A 26,491-nucleotide genomic window follows, 5' to 3' on the forward strand; every position below is an offset into this window, starting at 1 on the left:
TGCCAACCACAAGTTGTAGTATACTGGTATTTGTTTACAGTGGAAAGTCTGTTTACTATATGTTGTTTACAATTAATGTTTATCTCGGGACATAGTCACTAGAGTAGATGAATGAATTCTATTCAGGCTAGCGCATAAAAAAACCCGGTATGCGCTACCGGGCCAAGTAAGTTGGATTTAAATGCTAGTATTCCGTACTCTCTAACCAGCCGTTAGCCAATACATCCGCAAGATGCATGGTCTTTAAGGGAATATTGTTCTTTTCGATGTATCCTTTTATATGGAGCAGACACGAGTGGTCTGTCGATATGATGTAATCAACATCCTGCTCGAGCGCATTATTCACCTTCTGCTCGGCCATTGCTGAAGATATCGAGTCAAATTTCACGGAAAAAGTACCGCCAAAACCGCAGCACATATCGGTATCGCGCATCTCCACCATTTCGAGTCCAATTACCTTCGACAATAACTGCCTTGGCTCCTCTTTAATTTTGCATTCGCGCAAACCACTACAGGAATCATGGTAAACCGCGCGCCCGCCAAGCTCTGCCCCAAAATAGTCGCGCTTGAGGACATTAATCAGGAAGTCTGAAAGTTCGAAGATATTACTCTGAATGCTTCTGCATCGATTATGAACGTTAGAGTTGGTGAATAGGTCGTTAAAACCAGATTTAACCATCCCTACGCAGGATGCAGATGGTGAGACAATATATTTGGTATCAGAAAAATCATTGAGGAATTTGTTACCGATCACTTTTGCTTCTTCCCAGTATCCCGCATTATACGCAGGCTGTCCACAACAAGTCTGACTGGAATTATAGCTTACCTCACACCCTGCTTTCTCCAGAACCTTGACCGTATTAAAGGCAGTTTCAGGATATAATTGATCTATAAAACAGGGTACAAAAAGTTCTACTTTCATTTTGATGTATATAATGGTCGTGATGCCTTTTTAAGGGCCAGCAAAAATACCAATCCCAGGGCAAAAAACAGGGTCAGTGCAATAACGGAGTTTCGCATGTTGCCGGTTAGCTGCTCAATGTAAGCGAAACATGCCAATCCTGCAACAATGGCCAGCTTTTCAGTAACGTCATAAAAGCTAAAAAAAGATGCGGTGTCGGGTGTATTTTCGGGTAGGAACTTGGAATAGGTTGAGCGTGAGAGCGATTGAATACCACCCATCACCAATCCTACTACACCAGCGAGCAGATAGAACATTTCAATAGAGTTCACGAAATAAGCAGCGATACAGATGCCGATCCAAACGACAACTACAAACAAGAGCACCTGCACATTGCCATATAATTTGGAAAGTTTCGACATCAGGTTTGCGCCAGCGATCGCCACCAACTGAATGATCAGTATCGTAATGATCAGACTTGAAGTTGGAAGCTGTAAGACTTTGGCGCCGAAACCAGCAGCTGCTAACATCGTTGTTTGCACACCCATAGCGTAAAAGAAAAATGCCAGCAGAAACTTCTTCAATTGCGTCATGTTCTTCAGTTGGCGCCAGACCTTGGCAAGTTCTGCAAAGCCACTCGAAATCTTACGCTGCACATCCACATTGAAATTGGGACTTCCCTTTGGTAGCACAAAAAAGGGAATTTGTGCAAATACAATCCACCAGAGCCCCACAAGGAGAAAAGATAATCTTGGAGGGAAACTGGCATCCGAGATGCCGAACCAGTCTGGTTTAAGGACAAAAACCAGGCATATCAGTTGTAACACTACACTACCCACGTATCCATAAGTAAAACCCTTTGCGCTTACCGCATCCTGGCGGTCAACGGAAGCAATCTCGGGCAAGTAAGAGTTGTAAAACACGAATCCTCCAGCATAACCGATTGCAGCAAGCGCAAAGCAAATGACGCCAAGTTCAAGCGTTTCCAATTTAAAGAAGAACAGTAAACAGCATGAAATTGAGCCAAGCCAGGTGAACATTTGCATATAGATCTTCTTATTGCCCCGGTAATCCGCAATTGAACTAAGCAAGGGCGAGATCAACACGATGATCAGGTAGGCAAAGGCAAGCGCATAGTTACTCAGTGCCGTGTTCACCACATTCCAGCCGAAGAAGGATACCCGATCACCCTGTGCCGCGGTAGTCGTAATCGCAGTGAAGTAAGCCGGGAAAATCGTTGAAGTAATCACCAGATTGTAGGCCGAATTCGCCCAGTCGAACATGGCCCATGCCCGGATGACCTTCTTATTATTCTTGATTTCCACCTAGTTAACTTTTTCCAGTTTGGATGTTCCGGATTTCTTATCCGATACGTTCTTTGGATTTCCTTTATAGTAGATGGTGCTGGACCCGCTGGTTTTCACCTTAAGATCATTCAGTACATTGATGTTCGATTTTCCTGTACCTTGGATATCAATATCATATTGAGCAACAACAAAGTCAAAGGCATTCAACTCAAGTACACCTTTGCTATCAAGTTCGTGCGCTCCGGCCTGTCCACTTAAGGTTAACCTTGCCGCACCGTCACTTTCAGTTTTAACTTTACCAGCATATAGGTTAAGATTTAGTTCGGTTGCACCCGAAAGCTTCATATCGATATCTCCAACATGCAAGGAACCTTCACTGTAGACTTTGCTTGCACCGGCAGCTTTGATCTCCGTCAGTGCACCGATACCGGCATGTATAACAATAGAGTCACCGCCGCAGTACTGCATTGGATCTAAAGAAACTTTAAACTTTTCGCCGCTAACCGTGGTCTTGATCTTGTCTATGATACTGGAGTCGGCCGAAACCGCTAGCTTGAATGAACTATCCTGACGAAGGACAAGCTTTACAGGTCCATCGATCTCAATTTCATCGAAGGGTGAAACCGTGATATCTCTGACGATGTGGTTTCCGGAATCCTCGATACATTTGGATGAACATCCGGCGAATGAGATCGCTGCCACGAGCAGCAGGCTGAACTTGTGTTTTAGGAGAAATTGTTTCATTTTTTTCTATTTATGGTTCATATATAGTAACAACTAATTTTCAGGAAAGGTTACAAGTAATAGTTCTTACCATCAGTCTTAATCTTTCCTGCGTCTAAAAGATTGCGAATTTGTTTTAAGCGATCCGCTTCGGTTCCGGTTTTCAGTGCCGGTACCAAGGCATCCAACGTGTGTGGATCTGATTGCAACAAAGTTGCGATTTCGAACGAGATTTTTTCTTCAAGTTCATCCAGGTCCTGCTGCTTTTTCTCGGCTACGCAGATGTCACAAAGTCCACATTTGTCTGCAGCAGGCTCGTCGAAATAAGCCAGCAGCTGCACACTCCGGCATAGTGGCGTAGCGGCATAAGCAAGTACAGCTGAAATCTGGTCTTCCTGACGCTTCTTCCTAAGTTCTATGTAGCGCACATCGATGTCCATGTGCAGCTGATCTACCCTCGGCACAACAAACTGTAACTGCGGTTTGTCCGTATGTGGAAGATAAGATATGATTTCCTGCTCCTCTAATTTCCGGAGCATGTTTATGACCGTTTGATAGGACACCTTTAACCTGCCTGCAATTTCATTTTCATTGACCTTCACGTACTGATCGAAGGATCCGCCATAAGCACGAAGTACGGTCTTAATCAAAGGGTCATATCCGGCATTTTCTATCTGAAAGCGGTAAACGTCTTCGTGGCCTTGAATAAACATCAAACGAGATTGCAAGAAGATATTCTCCGACAGGGTGAGGTATCCGTCATGCTCCAGAAACTTCAACGCAGCAATCGTTTTAAGCACGCTAAGATTAAATCGTTTGCAGAAATCTGCCAGATCAAAGGGAAAGCTTAGCCCCTGCCCGGCCCCATAAGCAAGCTGGTAGTAGCTACCAAGGTAATGATAAGTCTTTTTGATGTCTTCTGGTGTCGGAAAGCTATCGGCATATTTGGACTGTAATGCCAGGCGATCTGATTTGTTTGCGAGTAATACCGCGAAGGCTTTGTGTTCATCCCGGCCGGCACGGCCAGCCTCCTGGTAATAAGCCTCTAGGCTCTCTGGCAGATCCAGGTGCACAACAAAACGTACATCGGGCTTATCGATCCCCATTCCGAAAGCATTTGTTGCAACCATCACCCGGATCTTATTCTGCTTCCATGCTTCCTGCCGCGTGCTCCGCTCATTTTTCTCTAGTCCTGCATGATAGAAGTCGGCGGCAATGCCTTTACGCTGAAGGAATAGCGCCACTTCAGTCGTTTCACGCCTGTTGCGAACATAAATAAGTCCGCTGCCTTTAACATTTTTCAGGATGTCTAGCAGCTTGCCATATTTGTCTTCAAGGTCCATAACCACGTAACTCAAATTTCTGCGGGCAAAGCTCTTAACGAAGATCTGAGGATCGCGGAGTTCAAGCTTCTCCACAATATCTTTGCGTACAAAACTGGTTGCTGTAGCCGTGAGCGCAATCATGGGGACATCCGGGTGGATCTCACGCAGATCTTTTAACAACAGGTAAGGCGGACGGAAATCATAACCCCATTGAGAGATGCAATGTGCTTCGTCAATGGCGAAGAGGTTAACTTTCATGTAAGATAACCGTTCTTTAACTAGAGTAGAAAGCAGACGTTCCGGGGAGAGGTATAGGAACTTGATGTTGCCGTAAATGCAGTTATCCAACAAGATATCGATTTCCCGCTTACCCATTCCAGCGTAAATAGCCACCGCCTGTATGCCTTTGGCTTTAAGGTTTTCTACCTGATCCTTCATCAGAGCGATGAGTGGAGAAACAACAATACAGATCCCTTCTTTTAACAAGGCGGGTAATTGAAAGCATAACGATTTACCACCACCTGTAGGTAACAGCGCCAGCGTATCTTGTCCGTTCAAAACAGCATCAATAATGTCTTCCTGTAAAGGTCTGAAAGTATCGAAGCCCCAATATTGCTTTAAAAGCTCGGTTTTATTCATAAAGGTCCCGATCAAAACTATAAAAACGAAGCGATATTATTAAATTGCCCGCTCATAAATCGATTTAAAATATGCGTAAGACCTTACTAAGTGTTTTAATTATTGCTGCTGCTCATCCTGCATTTTCGCAGGAAAAGAAAGAGGCTCCTAAATGGGACGTTGAGAAGTTCCGCGGAACGACAAAGAATTTCACCATCAATACCGACGAAGGAACCTGGATGAACCTGGATGTTAGTCCTGATGGAAAAGACATTGTATTCGACATCCTTGGTGATATTTATATTATGCCAATATCAGGCGGAACGGCTAAACTACTAAGTGGTGGTGCTGCATTCGATGTGCAGCCGCGCTTTAGTCCAAACGGCCGGTATATTTCATATACCAGCGATAAATCTGGCGGCGATAACATCTGGATCATGAACCGGGATGGCGCAAACAAACGGCAGATTACAAAGGAGAGTTTCAGGCTGCTGAATAATGCAACCTGGATGCCTAATAGCGAATATATCGTAGCACGAAAGCACTTTACCGGCACACGTTCTTTAGGTGCAGGAGAAATGTGGATGTACAACATCAACGGCGGTGATGGTGTGCAGCTTACGAAGCGGAAAAATGACCAGCAAGATGCGGGTGAACCGAACATTTCGCCCAACGGCAAGTTCCTTTATTATAGTGAAGATGTTACGCCAGGGCCGACTTTCGAGTACAGCAAAGATCCAAATGGCACCATTTACGCCATCAAACAACTTGACCTGAATACAGGCAAGACGATAGACCTGATCAAACAACAGGGCGGTGCTGCAAGACCACAGATCTCCCCGGATGGTAAGTTGATGGCTTTTGTGAAGCGGGTTAGGTTAAAATCTGTACTCTACATTCAAAACATTCAAACTGGCGAGGAGTCTCCTGTTTTTGATGATCTAAGTAAGGACCAGCAGGAAACCTGGGCAATATTCGGGGTGTATCCGAACTTCGCCTGGACGCCGGATTCAAGAAGCCTGGTCTTCTATGCTAAAGGAAAGATTAAAAAAGTTGACCTATCCTCCCTTTCAGTGGCAGAGATTCCATTTCAGGTAACAACAAATCAGTCCGTGCAACAATCCCTGCATTTTCCGCAGCAGGTATTCACACCGGAGTTCAACGCTAAAATGATCCGGCAGTTAACTACTTCACCGGATGGCAAAATGGTTGTTTTCAATGCAGCAGGCTTTTTATACAAGAAAGAGCTGCCAAATGGCACACCAGAGCGCCTGACTAACGGTCTTGATTTTGAATTTGAACCATCATTTAGTCCGGATGGTAAGTATGTGGTATATACCAGCTGGAGTGATGAATTTAAAGGCTCGATAAAACGTGCTGATGTACGTTCGGGACGATTTACCACGCTTACAGACGAGAAAGGATTCTACTACTCTCCATCTTACTCCAGCAATGGTGATCGCATTGTTTTTAGAAAGGGTCGTGGCAATGATGTGCTGGGACATACTTTCGGCAGAGGCGGCGGTATTTACGTCATGTCTGCGAATGGTGGTGCGAAGACCTTAGTCTCCGAAAGTGGCATAAAGCCGAAGTTTAACGCCGATAACAGCCGTATTTTCTTCCAATCTTCTGAGAACGGCAAAAAGGCTTATAAGAGCATTGGCGTAAATGGTGGCGGGGAAATCACCCACTATACTTCAGGTTATGCCACGCAGTTTGAGCCAAGTCCAGATGGTAAGTGGATGGCGTTTACAGAGTTCTTCAACGTCTACCTCACGCCTATGGTATTAACGGGCAGTCCACTTGACCTTTCCTCTGGTAATAAATCCATTCCACTAACCCGTTTAACTAAAGACGCAGGATCCTACATTCACTGGAGCAATGATAGCAAGCGTCTTTTCTGGACTTTAGGTGAGCAATATTATGCACAAGACATTAAAAATGCTTTCCCTTTCGTAGAGGGCGCTTCAGGTCAAAGGGAAGTTGCACCTGACAGCCTTTCAGTCGGATTAAAGCTCAAAGCTGATGCACCTACTGGAATGATCGCACTTACGGGTGCTCGCATCATCACCATGAAAGGCGACGAGGTTATCGACAATGGTGCCCTGCTGATTGAGAATAACAAGATTGTCAGCATTGGAAAAGCTGCTGATGTTAAAATTCCGGAACAAGCCAAAGTTGTAGATCTGAATGGAAAAACCATTATGCCTGGAATGGTGGATGTGCATGCACATTTACGTACGAGCCCGGATGGCATTAGTCCGCAGACAGATTGGTCTTACCTTGCAAACCTTGCTTTCGGTGTAACCACTGCACATGATCCTTCAAGTAACACCGAAATGGTGTTTAGTCAGGCCGAGATGTTGAAAGCTGGCAGGATGATCGGTCCGAGGCTTTATTCTACCGGCTCGATTCTATATGGTGCAGATGCAGACATGAAAGTAGTAATTAACAGTCTGGACGATGCACTTTCCAGTCTTCGCAGACTAAAAGCTGTTGGGGCATTCTCGGTTAAATCTTACAATCAACCTCGACGTGAGCAGCGTCAGCAAGTGCTGGAGGCGGCAAGACAATTAAAAATGGAGGTGGTGCCTGAAGGAGGTTCAACGTTCTTTACCAACCTGAACATGGTGATAGATGGGCATACAGGCGTTGAACATAGTCTTCCAGTAGCCCCTGTTTACAAGGATGTGCTTGGCTTATGGAAGAATACTCAGGTTGGTTATACCCCTACTTTAATTGTGGCTTACGGAGGCCAATGGGGTGAAAATTACTGGTATGACCGCACCAACGTTTGGGAAAACGAAAGGTTACTTGCTTTTACGCCACGATCAATTATCGATGAGCGTTCCAGGAGAAGAACCACTTCGGAGTATGGCGATTACAACCACATTGACATATCTAAAGCAACTAAGCAGCTTGCTGACGCGGGTGTAAAGGTTAACTTGGGCGCCCATGGTCAGATTCAGGGGCTCGGTGCACACTGGGAATTGTGGATGCTTGCACAAGGTGGCATGTCACCATTGCAGGCGATCCGCGCAGCAACCATCAATGGGGCAAGTTACTTAGGCATGGAAAAAGAGATCGGTTCTCTTGAAGTCGGTAAGTTGGCAGACCTTCTGGTAATGGATGCAAATCCTCTTGAAGATATCCGCAATTCGGAGAAGATCAAATACGTGATGATCAATGGCAGGCTTTATGACAGCATGACCATGAACGAGCTGATCTCAAGAGAAAAGATCAGAGGTAAAATGTGGTTTGAGATGGGTAATGGCAACAGCTATTCCCTACCATCGGGGCCATCAGAAACCTGGACTTTCACTGTTCCGCAATGCGATTAATATAACAACAAAAACGAATTGGCCTTGAGAATTGTTCTTAAGGCCAATTTCGTTTTATACAAAATTAACAATATGAAAATGTTTCAGCGGGCGATAACGCTTAGATCTTACCCAAGAGGGTTCCACTTAATTACGACTGAGGTGTTGCAGGCTTTTCCAGAGTTGCAAGAAATTCAGACTGGAATCTGTCAGGTTTTTATACAACATACATCGGCTTCACTTACCATCAACGAGAATGCTGACCCTACCGTAAGATCTGATTTCAAGATGTACTTTGACAAAATTGTTCCAGAAGAAGACCCGAACTATAAGCACGACGACGAAGGGCCTGATGATATGCCTGCACATTTGAAAAGCGCTCTTTTAGATACCGGATTAACTATTCCTGTAACGAAAGGCCGGTTAGCCTTAGGCATATGGCAGGGGATTTACCTATGTGAACATCGAAATCATGGTGGCCGGAGAAATCTTGTCATTACAGCATGGGGCATATAGCGTTTCACTTTTAATGACATAAAGCTTTCTATTTCACTTTTTATGACATAAACTACTTTATTTCATTATTTTTGACATAACAATTGCCAGAAATGAAAAGAAGAGACCATATAATCCTGATGGCTGATATCGTCGATAGCCGAAAAAGTGACCAGAATGAACTCATGAGCACATTTAAAAAGCTTACCGCCGAAGTAAATCTAAAGCACAAAAAAAAGCTGCTCTCTCCAATAACCATCACCCTTGGTGACGAATTCCAATGTATAGTAAAAGACATTTCCAAAGCCGTAACACTAATCCTGGAGCTGGAAGAAAAGTTGGTTGTTAGTCAGGCAGGATTCAGATTGAGATATGTGTTATATGAAGGCATAATAGATACGCCCATTAATCAGGATATTGCATATGGCATGCTTGGTGAGGGCCTTACCAAAGCCAGGGAAGCCCTCGAAAACTCCAAGCAAACCAACAACAGGTATAGCTTTCATCTGCGCAAACAGCAGACAGCAGCGGCCCTGACAGCAAGCTTAAGTATTTACCAAAGTATAACAGACGACTGGAAATTAGAAAAGGATCATGCCCTGATTAGCAAGTTTATTGAACTACAAGATTATAAGTTAGTTGCTGCAGCCCTGGGAAAGACAAGATCTCAAATTTGGAAAAGGCACAAGAATTTAAAAATAGAACCGTATTTTGCAGTTAAACAGGTAACGCAATACATAGCTGATCAGGTATGAGATTATTAATTATAATAGCCGTGATGGCTGTTTGTGAAATATTACTTTGGTTTATTTTCTCGGTAGTCGCAAAGTTCTACTACAAGAAAACAGAGATAGACTTAGAGTCCTTGTTCAAAGGTTGCCTGGAGCGACTCTTCCTCGCTTTATTCCTGTACAACGATCTGCCACATGCCCTGACTGTATTCAGCGCACTTAAAATAGCCACTCGCCTGAAACACGAGGAAAGACATGAGGAAACCCAACGGTTTAACAACTATTATCTGATTGGCAATTTAATCTCGGTAAGTATGTCTTTATTTTATCTGTTTCTATGGAACCACGCTGGCACCATTGACGCAGGACTGGAAAAACTCTTTTCAAAATAACCGGACATTATTACTGAAGCGGTTCTTTAAGTTGAACCAAAAACATGGGATCAGTACGAAACATAGCCCAGTGAGACAAACATTGTTTGTATAAGGCTTCAATATCTTCACGTACCTGCGGATCGAGGCTGGCATATTGCTGCTCATCCTTAGCATACTTCAGCTGTTCTATGTAGAGCATCAGGTTGAAACACATGGTCATCTGGCCGGTTGCCACCAGCTTCTTCAATACATTATCCAACTTTTCCTGTTCGGTAAACCACAAGGTAGTGCCGAAAGCTGCGGCCTCCTCAACCACCGCTTGAATAGCCGGGCCAACATCAGCATCATAATTGCCGCTAAAAAAGCCTTTACGCGTTTTAGTGCCACTATTTGCGCCCGTCAGGTTTTCCCGGGTAAGACATTTGATCAGGGTGGAAACCCTTCGAAACTGATACGTATCCTCCTCATAGAGCCTATTATAATTTAGGCGGCGTACAACTTTCAGGAATACACTGCTGAGCAGTGTTAGCAGCGAATTTACCCGATCCATGATCAGTGGCTCAGCGCGGTGTACAGATAATTCGTCGATATCAAAATTTGCAAGCCGCTTCAGGTAAAATGCTGGTATATGATCCCTGATTTTAAATAAAAGCCTAAACAGTATAGACTTAAGCTTCTTTTTAACCACAAACCGGGCACCAAGGAAGAGCAAGGCAAATACGGCAACAGTCCAGCAAACACCAGCCAGCCAGTTTGTGCCAAAGCCAAAAAGGACAGGTGCAAGTATGCCAAGGCAGGCTACAGCCCAAAGCAAAAGGCTCCCAATGCGGTCAAACCGCTCCGCACGATGCTTCAGTGTTCGTAACGTAAGTGCTCGAAAGCCGGTTTTGGGATTCTCCTTAAACGGGACAAACGCCTTCATATCCGGAGAAGCAACATCAGAAAGAATGATCAGGTCGAAGTAAGGCTGTTCTGAATTATCTTTATACCGGAGGATACTATCGATCCCCTGGTTGTCATAGATTCCACCATCCATAATACCCAAAGGACTGATATCTGCAGCGGCATTCATCGTTGCCATGTCCTCCAGATGCGGAGACTGTGCATGTACAAAATCATCAGGCCAGCACATCGGCTCAAATCCACCAGGAAAACAGGACGAACTTGCCATTACGTCTGAAAGTTTAACCTCCCGGAGCATCCTGACAGGAATACGGTTGTAATAATTTCCGGAGTAGCTCCATTCCGTATTTCGAAAGCGAAAGTTTACGGCATTCTCAAATTCCGTACAGTTGAAGACAACCGCTTCCAAATGAGATTTCATCTCATCGAACACCTGCATCAAGGCACCCTTGGTAAAGGCTTGATCATACTGCTCCGCAAAAACATTAATCAAATTTTTCCGCTTAAAAGTATAGGGCCATGTTGCTGTGGGGTTCAGCTTGTCGATACCAGCGTGTAAAAGATCTATATTGATCAGCCGCTCTAAAAGAAAATGATAGACTTCGTCAAAAGACTTCCCCTCCTGTTTCATTAAAGCATATACGACCCCAGTGATAGAGCCACCCGAAACAGTGGAAATAAGTTTCACCTGCTCCAGCAAGGGTGTGGCCCCAAGTTTAACATGATTCAGGTAGGACATGCTGCCCAAATGAAATGAAGCAGCGCGATAACCACCGCCGGAACAACTCAGTGCAATTTTTCCGAACGGCTTTTCAGGTAGCGGTATGTTTCCCATAGGATGATTTTAGTTCACATTGCCTTACCCTAATTTAGCAAATAAAAAAACCCGGTGAAAGCCGGGTTTAATACTTAGCCATGAATGGCTTCTTTAGTACCGAAACTTTGGATCAATTCTCCTTCAAATTCCAGCCATTGCTTCCATCTTTTATCAACGTCTACATCAATTGTGTATTTACGTGCAAAGTTCAAAAATGTGGTATAATGGTTTGCTTCCGAGACCATCAGGTCGTAGTAGAACTTGGCCAGCTCGGCATCCTTGATGTTCTGCGAAAGCACCCTGAAGCGCTCACAGCTTCGGGCCTCAATCATTGCTGCAAACAACAGACGATCAATGAATGCAGTGTTTCTGCTACCATCTTTTTTGCTGAACTTGATGAGCTTACCTACATAATCATCCTTGCGCTCCCGCCCCAAAGTATATCCCCGTTGCTTGATGATTTCAATCACCATCTGAAAGTGCTGCATTTCCTCAATTGCAATTGCCGTAAGTTCTTCGACCAGATCCATATGCTCTGAATTGTTGGCGATTAAACTTATCGCATTGCTTGCAGCCTTTTGCTCACACCAGGCATGATCAGTTAAGATCTCTTCGAGATTAGATTCTGCAATGTTTGCCCAACGAGGGTCGGTAAGTAATTTTAATCCCAGCATGTCTGTGTATGTTTATAACGGCAAAATTAGGAATAATCGTCTCCATTTGAAATGCCTGAATATAAAACTGCTGAATGCATGGATGAAAACTCCTTACTTTGCGCAAATTAAGCTATGCAAGAGAAAAGGGTTCTGATAATAGGATTAGTTTGGCCGGAGCCAGATTCCTCAGCTGCCGGCACCAGGATGATACAACTACTGCAGCTCTTCCTGGACAACCAGTATGAGGTGGTGTTTGCCTCTGCGGCACAAAAAAGCGAATTCAGTGTTGACCTAAAAAGCCTGGGTGTGCTGGAAGAAGTTATAAAGCTAAATGACGATTCCTTTAATGACTATGTACGTAATCTGCAGCCCCATGTAGTCATATATGATCGCTACATGATTGAGGAACAATTTGGCTGGCGGGTAAGACAAGAATGCCCGGATGTTTTAGCCATCCTGGACACCGAAGATTTACATTGCCTGCGAGCTGCGCGACAACAGGCTGTGAAAGCTGGCAATATGGATCAAGCCGACCTATACAATGATACCGCCAAACGCGAGATTGCTTCCATCCTACGTAGTGATCTATCGCTTATTATCTCCGAGGTCGAAATGGACTTGCTGGTTACACAGTACGGAATAGACCGATCCTTATTGCACTACCTTCCATTTTTAGAGCCGCCGATAACAGCAGAAGTTCAGCAAACATGGCAGGCTTTCGAAGATCGTGAAGGTTTCCTCTTTATTGGTAACTACCTGCACGAACCGAATTGGCATACGCTACAGGTGTTGAAATCGGAGGTTTGGCCCTGTTTAAGCAAACACCTCCCGGGTGTAAACATGCACATCTATGGCGCTTATCCCGGTCAAAAGGTGATGCAGCTACACAATCATAGGCAACGGTTTTTGGTCCATGGACGTGCCTATAGCGCTGCAAGGGTGATGTCAGCACACCGGGTCCTGCTGGCACCTATTAAATTTGGCGCCGGACTCAAAGGCAAGTTTATTGATGCCATGCAGACCGGAACACCAACGGTGACGACCAGCATTGGCATGGAAGCTATGGCAGGCACCTTGCCCTGGAATGGCATCGTGGCCGATGATATGACTAATTTTTGCAGGGCGGCAGCCAGATTGTACAACGATAAAGCCGCTTGGATGCAGGCCCGGGAAAACGGCGCAACGATAATAAACGCCCGGTATGCACTGACACTATTTGGGCCGCAGTTTATGGAGGCAATAGAAGTGCTAAAAAGCAATTTGGAGCAACATAGGAGAAATAACTTTATTGGCCAGATTTTGCAACACCATACGTTGAACAGCCTGAAATATATGTCGCTCTGGATCTCGGAGAAAAACAAACGCTAGCGGTGCCACGCTGAAACTTGATCAATCATACCTTCCGTAGCAATAGCTGCAAAATCCCTGTTGCTTCATTTTCAAATGACCTGCTTGTACTAAGCTTCTATGTAGCATATAGACACAGTATAAAATCTTAACTAAGAACAGTTAACTAACGCGCTTAAACGATAACTACAGTGCGCTGTGATTAGCATATAGATATTATACGTTAAATACGTGTTACCACCTAAGACCCAGCAGATTACATCATAAAAAAATGACAATCCACCTGTAATTTTTCTCATAAATACAGTAGAAACTAACTAATCTATACAGTACTTTTGCGCCATGTTTTTAGCGTTAAATACGCACCACGTATAAAACGCAAAACACTACTACCTACAGAAAAAGAAAATGAACTTAAACACGATCCCGGCGCTTAACGACAACCAGATTAATGCCGGTCAGAAATTTATCTTAAAAGACAGCTTAGCTGGCGAAGCCATGGTAAATTTATCAGGCGGGGCCTTTATCACTGCCATGGCCCTTCATTTAGGCGCTTCAAACTTTCAGATTGGCCTTTTAGCCAGTTTGCCCATTTTAACCAATATCTTTCAGCTATTTTCCATCTGGCTGGTACAGCGATACAATAACCGGCGCGCAGTTACGGTAATAAGTGCTATTCTGGGGCGTTTCCCAATGCTATTCGCTGCATTTCTGCCATTCATGTTCTCTACTGAAGTGAGTTTACAGTTATTACTTGTGATCTTATTTGTACATTATGTTTTTGGCTCGATTGCTGGTGCAAGTTGGAACTCCTGGGTAAAGGATCTTATTCCCGAAAATCGCTTAGGTAGCTTTTTCTCACACCGTACGAAACTTACGACGATATTAAGTGCCTCTTTAGGCTTGGCAATGTCGATCTCGATAGACTTCGTTAAAGCAAATTATACTGAATACCTCACTTTGATGTATTACACGATCTTCGTTTTAGGTGGTCTTATAGGACTAGTAGGTGTTTATTGGCTCGCCAATGCACCGGAGCCGACACCTATGGTTAACAAGGATAGCGTATTTGAGCAATTCAAAAAGCCACTTAAAGATAAGAACTTCAAAAACCTGCTTGTTTTTAATGCCGCATGGGCTTTTGCTTTGAACCTTGCGGTGCCGTTCTTCACGGTTTATCTGATGAAAACCATGGGTCTACCGCTGTCGTACGTTATTGGCTTTACCATACTTGCCCAGATCAGTAATATTTTATCAATAAAAACACTTGGACAGTATGCGGATCGCTTCAGCAACAAGACCATCCTGAACATCTGCGCCCCTGTCTATATTGCCTGCATCTTAGCTTGGATCTATGCATCTATGCCCGAACAGCGAATTTATGGATTAATTATCCTTACTGTCATCAGCATCTTTAGTGGCACTGCAACCGGTGGAATTAATCTTGCTTTGTACAACATCGGAATGAAACTGGCTCCTAGAAGAGAGGCGATGGCTTACATGTCTTCTTTAAATATGGTCGTTGCCGTATTTTCGGCAATTTCACCGATCATCGCCGGGCTTTTAGCCGATCAATTCGCCAATCAGCAGCTGCTATGGGATATACAATTCAAGAATGCTGAGGGTATTGTGAGTAACTTTGTAATCATCAATATCCAAGGTTGGGGATTTTTGTTCATCCTGGGTGGACTAATGGCAGCGGCCTCCCTTAAGCTTCTATCAAAGGTAAAAGAACAGGGCGAGATTAGACGTGAACTGGTGATGAACTATATGCAACTGCGTCTAAACAAGCGAATTCGAATGAATTCTACCAGCCTCTATAGACGTGGGGTAATGAGACCGATATTAAAAGCACAAAGTATGTTTCGCGATAGTTCCAAGGAGGCTGCATAGTACAACCTTAGCAAGGCGTTTACAGATTAGTAATACAAACCCATAACCTTGGGATCGAAGATGATATGATCAATGTGTTCCCGGTGTGTGTTAAAATCGGGACACTTATTCAGAATCGCTTTATTCCGATAATCTACTACGCAGACAACAATTGCATCCTGGAGTGAAGCCTGCTTTTCCGCCGCAGAAAACTCCACTTCACTTTTGTAGTCAACGTGTTTGTAGCCGGTTGAGTGGTTAAAATAGATTAATCTGTACATGTCAAAATTTTACACTAACGTAAGTAAAGTGGGAAAATCTGTGAAAGGTAAAAACACCTTTTTTTGTATGGATAAGTACTATAATTAAGGTGAGAAATTTAAGCATATGACTTGTAGAGCGTATTATGCATCACCTATTAACAGTTATTAAGAACCAATGTATCACATTAAGGAAATCCGTACGCGCACAAAATGTATCTTTGAAAGATTATATATCCGATAACTTGCGAGAACTAGCTTTTACATCTTTAATAAAAAAAACATCCATAAGTTGTTAAACACGCTCCATCGATGGCTTAGAACTTACTATAGAACAGTATTCGCCATTACCTTGCTGACTGTTATTTTCTGGATCAGCATTACCTACAATTATCTGTTATTCCACACCTTGGTGGAGCTCTTTTCCATTATTGTTGCTTTTGCAGTTTTCACGGTTACCTGGAACTCCAGAAAGATGCTCGACAGCAACTATCTGTATTTCCAGGGTATCACCTACCTGTTTATTGGAGCACTGGATCTACTGCATACCATTACTTTCAATGGCATGAACATTATTCCAAATCCAATTTATTATTCTAACCAGTTCTGGGTTGCGACGCGCTTTTTAGAAGCAACAGCATTAGTGGTTGGATTCCGCTTTATGCTGCAAAAACGGCGGCTGAATGCAGACCTTGTCTTTTTGAGTTACGGGATAATTACTACGCTGATTATCCTGTCAATTTTGGTATGGAAAATCTTTCCAATTTGTTTTATTGAAGGCGTTGGACAAACTCCATTTAAGATTTATGCAGAGTATGCCATCATATTGATGTTACTCATCGGGGCCGGCTTGTTATTGAAATTCAGGAAAAACTTTGAGCCTTCAATATTTCAGTCGCTAATTTTATCGGTTAGCTTTGCTGTGCTCAGCGAGTTTTGCTTCACCCTATACGTTTCCAATTACAGTGCCTCAAATGCTGTGGGGCATTGTGCTAAGCTTATCACCTTCTTCTTCACCTACAAGGCTGTAGTAGAGAAAGGGTTTATCCAGCCTACCACACTTATATTCAAAAATCTAAGTGATAGCGAAAAGAACTATCGCACGCTCTCCGAAAACCTGCCCGTGCTGATTTTCAGGTTTGACGACGCTGGTACTTGTATTTATGCAAATAAGGCCGTCCAACTGCTTATCGGCGCGCGGCCGGACTTCTTTTCCGGCAAAGATGTTTCACAATTGGGTCTTCCTGCTAGCTTCGCAAGCTGCATCACAAACCTGCTCGCGGAAGCCAGGCTTAGTAAACAGGAACAGGAGTTAGACTACAGTTTTGATGCAAGCAAACATTATGCGCTTAAAGTTATTCCCGAGTATACTTCTGGACATGATGGATTTAGCTACCTGATCATTAGTTATGATATTACCCAGTTGAAGATCACTGAAAAAGCCTTACAAGACCTAAACGCAACAAAAGATAAGTTCTTCTCCATTATTGCCCATGACCTTAAAACCCCTTTTACTTCTATCTTAGCCTTCAGCGACTTGATTGCAAAAAACACCCTGAAATTCAGTCCTGCTAAACTTGAACAGATGGCACTAACCATCCGGAAGGCGGCTCAAAATGCTTATTCCCTGTTGGAAAACTTACTTAGCTGGTCCAGGTTGCAAACGGGGGCGCTTGTGCCCAAGCCTGAACTTCTAGATGTACGTCAACTCCTAACAGAGGACATCGAACTACTATCTACAATTGCTGTTCTCAAAGGTATCACCCTGGAATTGGCTGAGGAAACAGCCGGAAAGGTTCATTCTGATAAACAGATGCTGAACACGGTGCTGAGAAACCTTACTACCAATGCGATTAAATTCAGCCACACGAATAGCAAGGTTATTCTTAAAGCAGTTCCAAAAGGAAGTGATATACTATTTTCTGTTCAGGATTTTGGAACCGGAATATCTCCGGAGTATATGGAGAGGCTTTTTAAACTTGAGAGCTCCTTTAGCACTACCGGCACGGAAAATGAAAAAGGCAGCGGCCTGGGACTTATCTTATCTAAAGAGTTTATCGAAAAAAGCGATGGTAAAATCTGGCTTGATAGCACGCCTGGTTCAGGCACAACATTCTACTTTAGCCTTCCAGCTGCCAATCAGCCCAACACTGTAGCTTAATGCATGTAAGTGCAATAATCAAGGATTGACTAATTAGATTGTATCTTATCGCAGCAAAAAATCACTTTAAAAAGAGAATCCTCATCTTAATAGCAGCTGATGCTAAAAAATGAAAAGATATATTCAGCACTGGAGCAAAAACAGCTTCGATTATCACCTATAATTCTAATTTTTCATATCTAACATCAACGTAATCAACAATACGATATAAAAATTAATCCAATTTCACATAAATGATACTACCTAATTAGATATTTTATTATTTATTTTTAATTTTCAACGAATTTATTTGAACAACTTATCATTTATACATATATTAGTTAAACATTTTAGAGGTTGAATTATGTATTAGGAACAAAAAAGGCTTTTCATTTACTGAAAAGCCTTTTTTGTTCCTGTATATTTTTATAGAAAGAAATAGATCTACCGATTCTTACGTATAGCTGCTCTACTTTTGATGTAAATATGTTTAACATTGGGTTTTCCGGTATCACGTTCATCAACTTCAAACTTGTTAATGCTTTTAATTAAGGGAAGCATCTTTGGAAATCCATAATTACGCGCATCAAAATCTGGCTTTTTCTTCAGCAGCAGATTACCGAGATCACCTAAAAATGCCCAGCCATTCTCGTCCGCCAGATCACTAATACTGTCTTTGATCAGCTTGATTAGTTTTGCATCTACCTCATTAAGCGGCTTCGAGTCGGACTCCGCTTCAGGAAGTTGCTGCTTCGCTTTAGACAACTTTCTTTTAGGACTGGCTCCGCTATCCGTCTTCGGCTTCAAAATTTCGATATAGATAAATTTATCACAAGCAGTAATAAATGGGGTTAATGTCTTCTTTTCGCCGATACCGATTACCTTCATGCCTGCTTCTCTAAGGCGGGTTGCAAGGCGGGTAAAATCACTATCACTGGATACTATACAAAAACCATCCACTTTCCCGGTGTAAAGTATATCCATCGCATCAATGATCAATGCACTGTCTGAAGCGTTCTTCCCTGTTGAGTAGCTGTATTGTTGAATAGGTGTTATGGCATTTTCAAGCAATACATTCTTCCATCCCGACACGGTTGGTTTGGTCCAGTCCGCATAAATTCGTTTGAAAGTAGGCGTTCCATACTTTGCAATCTCTTCAAACATCTCTTTCACGTTCGCATACGGAACATTATCTGCATCAATTAGCACGGCAAGCTTTAGATCTTTCTTATTTTCCATATCGCGATCCTCATTTTTTATAAGCAGGCAGGGAGAAATAAAACTCAGAACCAACGCCAAACTCACTTTCAACACCAATTTGCCCGTTGTGCCTGTCGATAATCTCTTTAGTAAGGTGAAGACCAATTCCCAATCCGGAAACATTAACAACCCCGTCAGCACGATAAAAGCGCGTAAAGATTTTATGTTTATGCTCCTCTTTTAATCCGATCCCAAAATCCTTCACCTTTACAGTAACCAGGTCAGCATCTTTACTTACAGAAACCTCTACCAGGTCGGCACCTGGAGAGTATTTAATCGCGTTAGTTAGCAAGTTATTGATCACCTGTTCAATTCTCTGCTTATCAGCATGAACAAAAACTGGTTCTGGCATGTCGTGGAAGATAATCTTGTGCGTTTTATAGGTGTAAGGGAAAGTTTCCATGACATCTTTCAGCACCAGGCGAAGATCAAATACTTCAAGATTAAACTGCAATTTACCTGCTTCAATCTTTGACACATCGAGCAGGTCGGCCACAAGGGCATTCAACTTGCCCACCTGATCCAGCGTCTTATCTATAAACAAGGCGTTTACACGATCCTGCTCCTTCCTTGCGAGCAGCTGTAAATACCCCTTAATGGTTGTTAAAGGAGTTTTTAGCTCATGACTTGCAAGCGCAATGAACTCATCTTTCTTGTCGCTCATCGTTTTCAGTTCTTCGAAGAGCCGGGAGTTATCTAAAGCAACCGCCGCCTGCGAGGCTATGCTTTCAACAAGGTCCACGTGTTCTGCTTTAAACCGTTCTGCTTGTGGATGGCCAAAAATCAAACCTCCAATGATTTCTCCATTGGCGGCAACCACCGGTACTGCCAGATAGCTTCTTGCATTTAGGTGCCCTACAGACATCTCAAGCAATGGCAGGTTCTTTCCATACCGGCTTTCCTTTGTTACATCATCAATTATTATCACCTTATTTCCTCCAAAAGAGGGATTAAACACGTCGGTTAGCTGCTGTATTTCAAGTGATTCAAAAGCATCCCTCGGTGCTCCAGACAGGGTAAATAACATAACAGCTTCACCCTCTTCATCAAGCGTATTGTAAAAAAAGGCACCGAAGGCAGCACCGGTGATTCTGGTCGTCACATCGGTAACTTGCTGCAATACTTCATTCACACTAAGCTTTTCAAGGATTGCCTTCCCAATGGAATTCAGTAGTTCTAAGTTTTGGGCATTGCGCTTGATGGCAGCTTGTGCCTCCACCTGTTCTGTAATGTCCCGCGCAATTTTCGAAGCGCCGATGATCTTTCCAGACATATCCTTTACTGGTGATACCGTTAAAGATATTGGAATGAGGCGCCCTGTTTTAGAAACCCGAATGGTCTCAAAGTGCTTAACCTTGTTTCCCTGCCGAATTTGCCCCAGAATATTATCCTCCTCCTGCAAACGCGGCTTTGGAATGAGTATTGAAACTGGTCTGCCAATGACCTCTTTTTCGGTATACCCAAAAATCCGTTCCGCTCCCTGATTCCAACTTGAGATGATGCCGTTGAGATCCTTGCTGATTATTGCATCATCTGAGGATTCGACGATCGCCGATAAAACAGACTGCTTTGTTTCATAAGAAGTTTTTGCGGTGATATCCACGAAGGTGTTGTAGGTACCGGAAAAGGCCTTAGCTGCAGTATATACGGGTATGGAGTAAGCCAGCAACCTTTTGAAAGTGTTGTCTGGTCGCTGAATAACAATTTCCTCATTTTCAAAGCGGGCCATGTGTTGCAGTGCTTTAGCCATCGGAGAATCCCTGAGCTCCATCGGTCGCCCGTCTGGATAGTACATTTTCCAATTACCGGCCCACAAATCCTCACCAAGTACCGGGGTTATACCCCAGATTTCCACAGCAGCCTGATTAAAGAAGGTCAAATAACCATGCATATCACTAGTATATACTGCCAATGGTGATGCTTCGAGTAAGGACTGAAATTGGTTATCTTTATGTTCAATATCAATAGAGTCCTGCATATTGTTCAAGTACGTGTTAGCTTGTAAAAGTAATAAATGAATCCGCATTATCTTCATCAGTCCGGTATTATTTACCGGTCTCTAAATGAGAAGCATCGACCGGTTTAGATTCTGGAGAACCGTATTGTCGTAAGTAAATAGTCAGAAACACGATGGCCAATACCGACAAAAATTCACTCTGCCAGTTCTGGAAAGTTTCGAACCAAAAACTTGGTCCGCTGATAAACTTTAGGAGAGAATCCGCCGGTTTATCTTGCAACGCCTGTTCAATGTTATGAGCTTTGAAACTCCCAAAAAGATGTAAGCCCCAGCTGACAAAAAACAGCAACATAAAAGCTATTGACAAGGAATTGCTATACACCTTTAAAATCCATCCACCTTTACGCACTGGCCATGGCGCAGCTGCTGAAGGTTGGGGAATTCTATCCACTTCCTCTTGATTATCAAGGGATTTAGACTCAGCCGAACCAAGTTGTCTGAGCTTTACTGTTAATAATACGTATAAAGCCATTTGCAAGAATTCACTCTCGAAATTCTCAAAGGTGGCAGAAATGAAATGTGCGCTGCGTAGATAGGTCGCAAAGCCGATCGCTGGCGCATGCAGGTCTGAAAGCTCCTCATTATGTGTCTTCCAACCCGTATATGCCTGTGCAACCAGTGTAAGAAGAAAGATAAACAGAAATACTAGTGACAGCCCGTTCCGATATAGAAACGAGTGCCGGTGTGATTTTCCCATTAAATGGCCAAATTAGATAAGCTAAAAACCTTACCAAAAAGCCCGCCAATCTTATAATTAAAAGGCTGATAACGTAGTTACCACCGCTGTAACCTTCTCCAACGCTGTTAAACGATAAGGTATATCTACAGAAAATGAGCCATGTACAGCACGGGCTCCGGTTAATTCGACCAGCGAGGCTACATTGTCGGGCGTTACCCCAGCACCTGGCATCACTTCAATCCGATCTCCTGCTGCATCAATCAGTCTTTTAAGTACATGGGCGCCGGCAAGTGCAGTGGCCTCAGCACCAGAGGTAAGTATCCGTTCAAATCCCAGTGAAATTAGCGCTTCCATAGCCTGAAATAGATCAGAAGTGTCGTCAAACGCACGATGAAATGTGGCGGGAAGTGGATGGGCAAGTTCAAGCAGTAGCTTACACCGCTCCACATCTACAGCACCATTGACCAAAAGTATTCCAAAAACAACACCATCACAGCCAAGAGCTTTACAATTTACAACATCGGCTTTCATCACTTCAAACTCCAAATCTGAATAGACGAAGTCGCCCCCACGCGGCCGTATGATGGGATATAACTTGATGTTTAGCAACTTTCTGGCTAAGGCTATTTGCCCGTAGGAAGGCGTGGTTCCACCTTCAAGCAGATTATCACATAACTCTACCCGATAGGCTCCCCCCTCCTGCGCCACCAGCGCAGAATTTACGCCGTTAGCACATACTTCCAATTGTACCATTCTAATAATAACTTTTACCTGGAATAATTAAGTCCTGTTTTTTTTCATCGCACACCGCAAAAGAAAAACCCTTTTGAATAGCGTATGCACCATACTCACCCTTTTTATTGATAGCTAGAAACCCTACCTGAATGTTCTTGGCAGTTTCGGGTTTTTTCTTGATGATACGCATCACCGCCTCTTTACAGGCAGCTTCCGGCGAATAACCCTGACGCATCAATTCCACCACAAGGAAAGAACCTACATTGCGTACAACTTCTTCTCCAACTCCCGTCGAGGTAGCACCACCAACCTCATTGTCCACATACAATCCTGCGCCAATGATGGGGCTGTCGCCGATACGGCCATGCAGCTTATAGGCCATGCCGCTGGTCGTACAACCGCCAGAAATATTTCCTTTGGCATCAAGGGCAAGTATGCCAATGGTGTCATGGTTATATTGGTTGCCCGGCAATTTCTGGGGGCTCGCCTTATCGTATTGCTTGTTCTCAATATTCATTACAGGGGCATATTCTGCGGTCTTAAGCCATTCTTTCCATGCTTTTTCACTTTCAGGCGTAAGCAGGTTTTCTTTGACAAAGCCATTTTCCAATGCAAATTGAAGTGCGCCGGCACCAGCAAGCATAACATGCGGCGTTTTCTCCATTACCTTCCTTGCAACAGAAATTGGATGTTTGATATGCTCCAATGCAAGTACAGCTCCACAGTTGCCCTGTTCATCCATGATGCAGGCATCAAGGGTGACCTTACCATCCCTGTCAGGTAAGCCACCATATCCTACTGTCTGGTTCTTTACATCAGCCTCAGGCACCCATCCGGCTTGCTCAACGGCATCCAGTGCCCTGCCCCCTTTAGATAAAATTGCCCAACCAGCCTTATTTGCCGCAACTCCGAAATCCCAGGTCGATATGATGATCGGCTTGGCGGGTGCTGATAACATTGCGCCGGGTAAGCCTGTGGCGACAGCGTTCTGATTTAAAGCAAGTGCTCCTGCAGAAAGTGCAGAGGCTTTGATAAATTTCCTTCGGTTGAACATAGTTGAGGTATAAAGCTTAAAAAGGCCAAAATAAAGAAAAGACCTCAAAAAACACCATCTTGCTGCAGGATCAACAGATAACATGGGTAAAAGAAGTAATCTTATACCTGTTTACTGTGCCCAGCCTGCTAAGGGGCCAACGCTTGTTCAACAAAATGCAAAACCTCGGATGCAGGAATTACGAGGTTGCTCACGCGACTGTAGCGGCCGATGTTTAAACCATAAAAACGCCCATCAAGGTCGAACACCGCAGCGCCACATTCTTCCGGCTTCAATCTTGCATCATGCGCAAACACGGTGTTAAAGCCATCCCGCCGCCTGCTTTTTCCACCCTCAAATCTTTCCGATTGGTGACTCCCTGCGGTTTCCGGCTTCCAGCCCAGTACAACATCATGAACAAGGGTATTTCCCGCACGCTTCAGCTCTACACTAACACTGTCTCCTGGCCAATACTTTTTTGACACGCGAAGGAAATCCGCCCGGCTAGCCACCTGCTCACCATTCAAAACCAGCAATTCATCACCTTTCTCAAAAGTAGCAGTCCCTGCAATTGCAGCTGCTTCAGTAATCTCAAGCGGCCCGAAGTAGGCGACTTGCGCACCCAGATAACCTACACTCTCCTGCTTGGGTAAACTAAATGTCCCCGTGCCCAGCACACTTATACGATATTTCCCCGCAGCGAGTGGCGAAGCCAAGAAACGTCCTAAGTCACCTAAGCCAATAGATGCAGTATCAACCTTTGCCAGTTCAATTCCGCCCTTTAATTGCTTATCTATAGCAATCAGAACTAAATCATTCAGCTTATCTCTTGTAAGCACTTTAGCCCTCAGCGTTTTACCTGCAAGCGATACCGTGGGATGATCGCCTACATACGAAGACTTGCTAATCACCAGGCTTGTATCCGGTTGCTTTGCAACCCTCTTCATTCCTTTAGTCTCAATTAAAGCACCCATGATCTGTTTCGGGGCACCAGACACCGTGCTACTAATCAAGACAGCACTGCTCATGATCTCCTTTTTTACCCTGATCAATTGATCTGGCTCATCCAGTTCAGGAAAGATCTTTAAGCTGCCGGAAACCGTCTCGATTCCAACACTGTCTTTTTGCTTCGGATAATCACCATAGGTGTTCGCTTGCTGTAAGGCTGTCCAGTACGTCCGGTATAAATCAACAGGCACTTCAAAGTTTTCCTTTTCTGACACGTCCACAGCACTGTGAATACCGATGACATTCCCAAAGCCATCAAACAAGGGGCCTCCGGAATCACCGGGCTCCATCAGACAGGTCGATTGCAGAAAGCCATACTCATTATGTACGTCGTATATCTCGCCTACACGGATCATCGGTAGTGCCTGATCCAGTGACTCGGGATATGCAATACTTATGCTCAGCATACCTTTGGTAAGTTTAGCCGAATGCCCCATTGGAGCAAACGGCCAAACACCCTCATTAACGATCTTCAGCATGGCAACATCAGGCATAAACGGCCTTGATTCCAACTCAATCTCCCCCCTGCCCACCGCAACCGTCGATCGGCCATCCGGAAACATGACCTTGTAGGTCGTTCCGGGAGTATTTACATGCGCTGCAGTTAAGATGTGTCCTTCTGGTGTAGCGACAACACCGGTAAATTGTGGCCCTGTACGTACATTCCGGACAGTATCAAAAGCCCAAATCCGGACGCTTGCCGGATAAGCGCGTTTTATCGCGCGATGTATGGTTTCCTGCAAGTCTCTTGCGTTAGCCTGCTGAGCGACGGCAGTACCCGAAGCAGTACAGCAAACTAACATCAGCAAAAATATAAGCTGCCTCATGCGCTTAGTTGTACAACGCTGCAAGTTTAGCCTTCAAGCTTTCACCACGCAGCTCGTTGCCAATCACTTTCCCATCTTTATCAACCAGCACACTTGCAGGAACTGCTCTTACGCCATATAGTCGTCCAACAGCATTGTTCCAGCCTTTAAGGTCGGATACATGTAACCATGGCAAACCATCCGCCTTGATGGCTTTCTCCCATGCCGTTTTATCGCTATCTAAGGAAACTGCTAAAATTTCAAACCCTTTGTCCTTGTACTGATTGTAAAGTTTAACCAGGTTCGGGTTCTCTGCGCGACATGGGCCACACCAGCTTGCCCAGAACTCTACCAGCACAACTTTACCTTTTAAGTCAGCCAATGAAATAGACTTTCCGTTAACATCCTTTTGCGAAAACACTGGTGCGGTTGCGCCAATTGCGGTCATCGTTGAGGCATCAATACGTTGAGCCAGTTCAACACCCATATCTAGCGACCTTAACTGCGGGTTCAGCTTTTTAAAGGCAGCCGCAATCCGGCCTTCATTCGCTTTGTCTTTCTGCGTTTCAGACAAGGCAACCAAGGCAAAAAATGAATTGGGGTTCTTTTCTGCAAAAAGAAGTTGCTGCTCGTTCTTGTTATCAAGCTTGGCCCGGTACCAGTCATTAACAGCTTTCATGAAGCCTGGATCTTTCTGATCTTCCGGACTTCCGCTCGAAAACTTAGCGTTTACCGCTTTAGTGAGCTCCATAATAGAACCACCTATCGTTTTATTATAGGCCATATGCTCATCATAAATTTTTGAACCCGTAAATACTGCAGTAGCTAAAGAATCTTTGGAATTCACCGTGATGTTTTCCGGACCGAAATAGAAATAGATTACATCTCCAGTGTAAACCGCTTTGTTTTTACCTTCCCCGGTATGGTCCAGGGCCATGCGCGCATAAGCATTACTTTTAATTTGCCCGGTAAACTTAAATTTACCATCTACCAATAAGGCCGAGTCGGCATGCCCTTCGCCATTGTCCATGTAATCCAGGTAAACCATCGCTGGCTTGTTTAATGCACCTAGCTTACCAGCCATGGTGAACGGTTTGTTTTGTGCAACAGCTAGAAAGCTGACGAATAATGCAGGTAGAATAAGGAATTTCTTCATGTTTTCTT

The 26,491-nt window shown here is 44.0% G+C and carries 21 protein-coding genes; 7 read left to right on the forward strand and 14 right to left on the reverse strand.

The features are described 5' to 3' along the window. Positions 1–184: 184 nt before the first annotated feature. From ACTHQF_RS08345 to ACTHQF_RS08360, 4 genes are read right to left on the reverse strand one after another with little or no spacing between them, the layout of a single operon-like run. Positions 185–922 (reverse strand): (Fe-S)-binding protein, encoded by a 738-nt coding sequence (locus tag ACTHQF_RS08345; protein ID WP_440429636.1) that lies wholly within the window; start codon positions 920–922, stop codon positions 185–187. After that, positions 919–2,226, reverse strand: coding sequence for an MFS transporter (locus ACTHQF_RS08350; RefSeq protein WP_440429638.1), 1,308 nt, complete (start codon positions 2,224–2,226; stop codon positions 919–921). The genes ACTHQF_RS08345 and ACTHQF_RS08350 overlap by 4 nt, the downstream gene beginning before the upstream one ends. Then, a complete protein-coding gene (locus ACTHQF_RS08355; protein WP_440429640.1) occupies positions 2,227–2,952 on the reverse strand; it encodes a head GIN domain-containing protein in 726 nt (241 codons plus the stop codon). Between the two features lie 50 nt (positions 2,953–3,002). Next, positions 3,003–4,895 (reverse strand): RecQ family ATP-dependent DNA helicase, encoded by a 1,893-nt coding sequence (locus tag ACTHQF_RS08360; protein ID WP_440429641.1) that lies wholly within the window; start codon positions 4,893–4,895, stop codon positions 3,003–3,005. A 71-nt stretch (positions 4,896–4,966) separates the two neighbouring features. On the opposite strand from ACTHQF_RS08360, the gene ACTHQF_RS08365 reads away from it, so the two are divergent. The 4 genes from ACTHQF_RS08365 to ACTHQF_RS08380 all read left to right on the forward strand — a co-directional run bounded on the left by ACTHQF_RS08365 (position 4,967) and on the right by ACTHQF_RS08380 (position 9,812). Continuing rightward, positions 4,967–8,215, forward strand: a complete 3,249-nt coding sequence (locus tag ACTHQF_RS08365) for an amidohydrolase family protein (RefSeq protein WP_440429643.1) — start codon at positions 4,967–4,969, stop codon at positions 8,213–8,215. Positions 8,216–8,287: 72 nt separating this feature from the next. Next, the gene (locus ACTHQF_RS08370; protein WP_440429645.1) at positions 8,288–8,710 is read left to right on the forward strand and encodes a secondary thiamine-phosphate synthase enzyme YjbQ; all 423 of its coding nucleotides are present in this window, start codon (positions 8,288–8,290) and stop codon (positions 8,708–8,710) included. 92 nt (positions 8,711–8,802) lie between these two features. Further along, positions 8,803–9,444 carry a SatD family protein gene (locus ACTHQF_RS08375; RefSeq protein ID WP_440429647.1) on the forward strand — a complete coding sequence of 214 codons (642 nt, stop codon included), beginning with the start codon at positions 8,803–8,805 and terminating at the stop codon, positions 9,442–9,444. After that, positions 9,441–9,812, forward strand: coding sequence for a hypothetical protein (locus ACTHQF_RS08380; protein WP_440429648.1), 372 nt, complete (start codon positions 9,441–9,443; stop codon positions 9,810–9,812). Before ACTHQF_RS08375 ends, ACTHQF_RS08380 begins: the two co-directional genes overlap by 4 nt. A 10-nt stretch (positions 9,813–9,822) precedes the next feature. Here ACTHQF_RS08380 and ACTHQF_RS08385 read toward each other — a convergent pair whose 3' ends face one another. After that, positions 9,823–11,532 carry a patatin-like phospholipase family protein gene (locus ACTHQF_RS08385; protein WP_440429650.1) on the reverse strand — a complete coding sequence of 570 codons (1,710 nt, stop codon included), beginning with the start codon at positions 11,530–11,532 and terminating at the stop codon, positions 9,823–9,825. 74 nt (positions 11,533–11,606) lie between these two features. Further along, complete coding sequence (locus ACTHQF_RS08390; protein WP_440429652.1) at positions 11,607–12,188, reverse strand: tRNA-(ms[2]io[6]A)-hydroxylase; 582 nt, start codon at positions 12,186–12,188, stop codon at positions 11,607–11,609. Positions 12,189–12,302: 114 nt separating this feature from the next. On the opposite strand from ACTHQF_RS08390, the gene ACTHQF_RS08395 reads away from it, so the two are divergent. After that, complete coding sequence (locus tag ACTHQF_RS08395) at positions 12,303–13,538, forward strand: glycosyltransferase (protein WP_440429654.1); 1,236 nt, start codon at positions 12,303–12,305, stop codon at positions 13,536–13,538. Between the two features lie 387 nt (positions 13,539–13,925). Beyond that, a complete protein-coding gene (locus ACTHQF_RS08400) occupies positions 13,926–15,410 on the forward strand; it encodes an MFS transporter (RefSeq protein WP_440429655.1) in 1,485 nt (494 codons plus the stop codon). A gap of 26 nt (positions 15,411–15,436) precedes the next feature. On the opposite strand, the gene ACTHQF_RS08405 is transcribed toward ACTHQF_RS08400, so the two are convergent. Beyond that, the gene (locus tag ACTHQF_RS08405) at positions 15,437–15,670 is read right to left on the reverse strand and encodes a hypothetical protein (protein WP_440429656.1); all 234 of its coding nucleotides are present in this window, start codon (positions 15,668–15,670) and stop codon (positions 15,437–15,439) included. A 271-nt stretch (positions 15,671–15,941) separates the two neighbouring features. Here ACTHQF_RS08405 and ACTHQF_RS08410 point away from each other — a divergent pair, with 271 nt between their 5' ends. Continuing rightward, the gene (locus tag ACTHQF_RS08410; RefSeq protein ID WP_440429657.1) at positions 15,942–17,810 is read left to right on the forward strand and encodes an MASE3 domain-containing protein; all 1,869 of its coding nucleotides are present in this window, start codon (positions 15,942–15,944) and stop codon (positions 17,808–17,810) included. Between the two features lie 423 nt (positions 17,811–18,233). On the opposite strand, the gene ACTHQF_RS08415 is transcribed toward ACTHQF_RS08410, so the two are convergent. From ACTHQF_RS08415 to ACTHQF_RS08445, 7 genes are all read right to left on the reverse strand, one after another. After that, a complete protein-coding gene (locus ACTHQF_RS08415) occupies positions 18,234–19,028 on the reverse strand; it encodes an NYN domain-containing protein (RefSeq protein ID WP_440429658.1) in 795 nt (264 codons plus the stop codon). Between the two features lie 10 nt (positions 19,029–19,038). Further along, positions 19,039–21,027, reverse strand: a complete 1,989-nt coding sequence (locus tag ACTHQF_RS08420) for a PAS domain S-box protein (protein WP_440429659.1) — start codon at positions 21,025–21,027, stop codon at positions 19,039–19,041. A gap of 67 nt (positions 21,028–21,094) precedes the next feature. Next, positions 21,095–21,763 (reverse strand): DUF6766 family protein, encoded by a 669-nt coding sequence (locus ACTHQF_RS08425; RefSeq protein WP_440429660.1) that lies wholly within the window; start codon positions 21,761–21,763, stop codon positions 21,095–21,097. A gap of 57 nt (positions 21,764–21,820) precedes the next feature. Continuing rightward, positions 21,821–22,498: a copper homeostasis protein CutC gene (locus ACTHQF_RS08430; RefSeq protein ID WP_440429661.1), complete on the reverse strand. Its 678-nt coding sequence runs from the start codon at positions 22,496–22,498 to the stop codon at positions 21,821–21,823. 1 nt (position 22,499) lies between these two features. Then, positions 22,500–23,534, reverse strand: a complete 1,035-nt coding sequence (locus ACTHQF_RS08435; protein WP_440429664.1) for a N(4)-(beta-N-acetylglucosaminyl)-L-asparaginase — start codon at positions 23,532–23,534, stop codon at positions 22,500–22,502. A 128-nt stretch (positions 23,535–23,662) separates the two neighbouring features. Further along, entirely contained in the window at positions 23,663–25,324 is a 1,662-nt protein-coding gene (locus ACTHQF_RS08440; RefSeq protein ID WP_440429667.1) for a trypsin-like peptidase domain-containing protein, read from the reverse strand. Between the two features lie 28 nt (positions 25,325–25,352). Then, positions 25,353–26,483, reverse strand: coding sequence for a redoxin family protein (locus tag ACTHQF_RS08445; protein WP_440429669.1), 1,131 nt, complete (start codon positions 26,481–26,483; stop codon positions 25,353–25,355). Positions 26,484–26,491: the final 8 nt, after the last annotated feature.

This window comes from Pedobacter sp. SAFR-022 (genome assembly GCF_051965375.1).
Taxonomy (GTDB): domain Bacteria; phylum Bacteroidota; class Bacteroidia; order Sphingobacteriales; family Sphingobacteriaceae; genus Pedobacter.

Coding starts and splice junctions, on each gene's coding strand:
- ACTHQF_RS08445 (WP_440429669.1), bottom strand. CDS start 26,483: ATGAAGAAATTCCTTATTCTACCTGCATTATTCGTCAGCTTTCTAGCT.
- ACTHQF_RS08345 (WP_440429636.1), bottom strand. CDS start 922: ATGAAAGTAGAACTTTTTGTACCCTGTTTTATAGATCAATTATATCCT.
- ACTHQF_RS08385 (WP_440429650.1), bottom strand. CDS start 11,532: ATGGGAAACATACCGCTACCTGAAAAGCCGTTCGGAAAAATTGCACTG.
- ACTHQF_RS08370 (WP_440429645.1), top strand. CDS start 8,288: ATGAAAATGTTTCAGCGGGCGATAACGCTTAGATCTTACCCAAGAGGG.
- ACTHQF_RS08355 (WP_440429640.1), bottom strand. CDS start 2,952: ATGAAACAATTTCTCCTAAAACACAAGTTCAGCCTGCTGCTCGTGGCA.
- ACTHQF_RS08430 (WP_440429661.1), bottom strand. CDS start 22,498: ATGGTACAATTGGAAGTATGTGCTAACGGCGTAAATTCTGCGCTGGTG.
- ACTHQF_RS08395 (WP_440429654.1), top strand. CDS start 12,303: ATGCAAGAGAAAAGGGTTCTGATAATAGGATTAGTTTGGCCGGAGCCA.
- ACTHQF_RS08425 (WP_440429660.1), bottom strand. CDS start 21,763: ATGGGAAAATCACACCGGCACTCGTTTCTATATCGGAACGGGCTGTCA.
- ACTHQF_RS08440 (WP_440429667.1), bottom strand. CDS start 25,324: ATGTTAGTTTGCTGTACTGCTTCGGGTACTGCCGTCGCTCAGCAGGCT.
- ACTHQF_RS08365 (WP_440429643.1), top strand. CDS start 4,967: ATGCGTAAGACCTTACTAAGTGTTTTAATTATTGCTGCTGCTCATCCT.
- ACTHQF_RS08360 (WP_440429641.1), bottom strand. CDS start 4,895: ATGAATAAAACCGAGCTTTTAAAGCAATATTGGGGCTTCGATACTTTC.
- ACTHQF_RS08405 (WP_440429656.1), bottom strand. CDS start 15,670: ATGTACAGATTAATCTATTTTAACCACTCAACCGGCTACAAACACGTT.
- ACTHQF_RS08415 (WP_440429658.1), bottom strand. CDS start 19,028: ATGGAAAATAAGAAAGATCTAAAGCTTGCCGTGCTAATTGATGCAGAT.
- ACTHQF_RS08420 (WP_440429659.1), bottom strand. CDS start 21,027: ATGCAGGACTCTATTGATATTGAACATAAAGATAACCAATTTCAGTCC.
- ACTHQF_RS08400 (WP_440429655.1), top strand. CDS start 13,926: ATGAACTTAAACACGATCCCGGCGCTTAACGACAACCAGATTAATGCC.
- ACTHQF_RS08380 (WP_440429648.1), top strand. CDS start 9,441: ATGAGATTATTAATTATAATAGCCGTGATGGCTGTTTGTGAAATATTA.
- ACTHQF_RS08435 (WP_440429664.1), bottom strand. CDS start 23,534: ATGTTCAACCGAAGGAAATTTATCAAAGCCTCTGCACTTTCTGCAGGA.
- ACTHQF_RS08375 (WP_440429647.1), top strand. CDS start 8,803: ATGAAAAGAAGAGACCATATAATCCTGATGGCTGATATCGTCGATAGC.
- ACTHQF_RS08390 (WP_440429652.1), bottom strand. CDS start 12,188: ATGCTGGGATTAAAATTACTTACCGACCCTCGTTGGGCAAACATTGCA.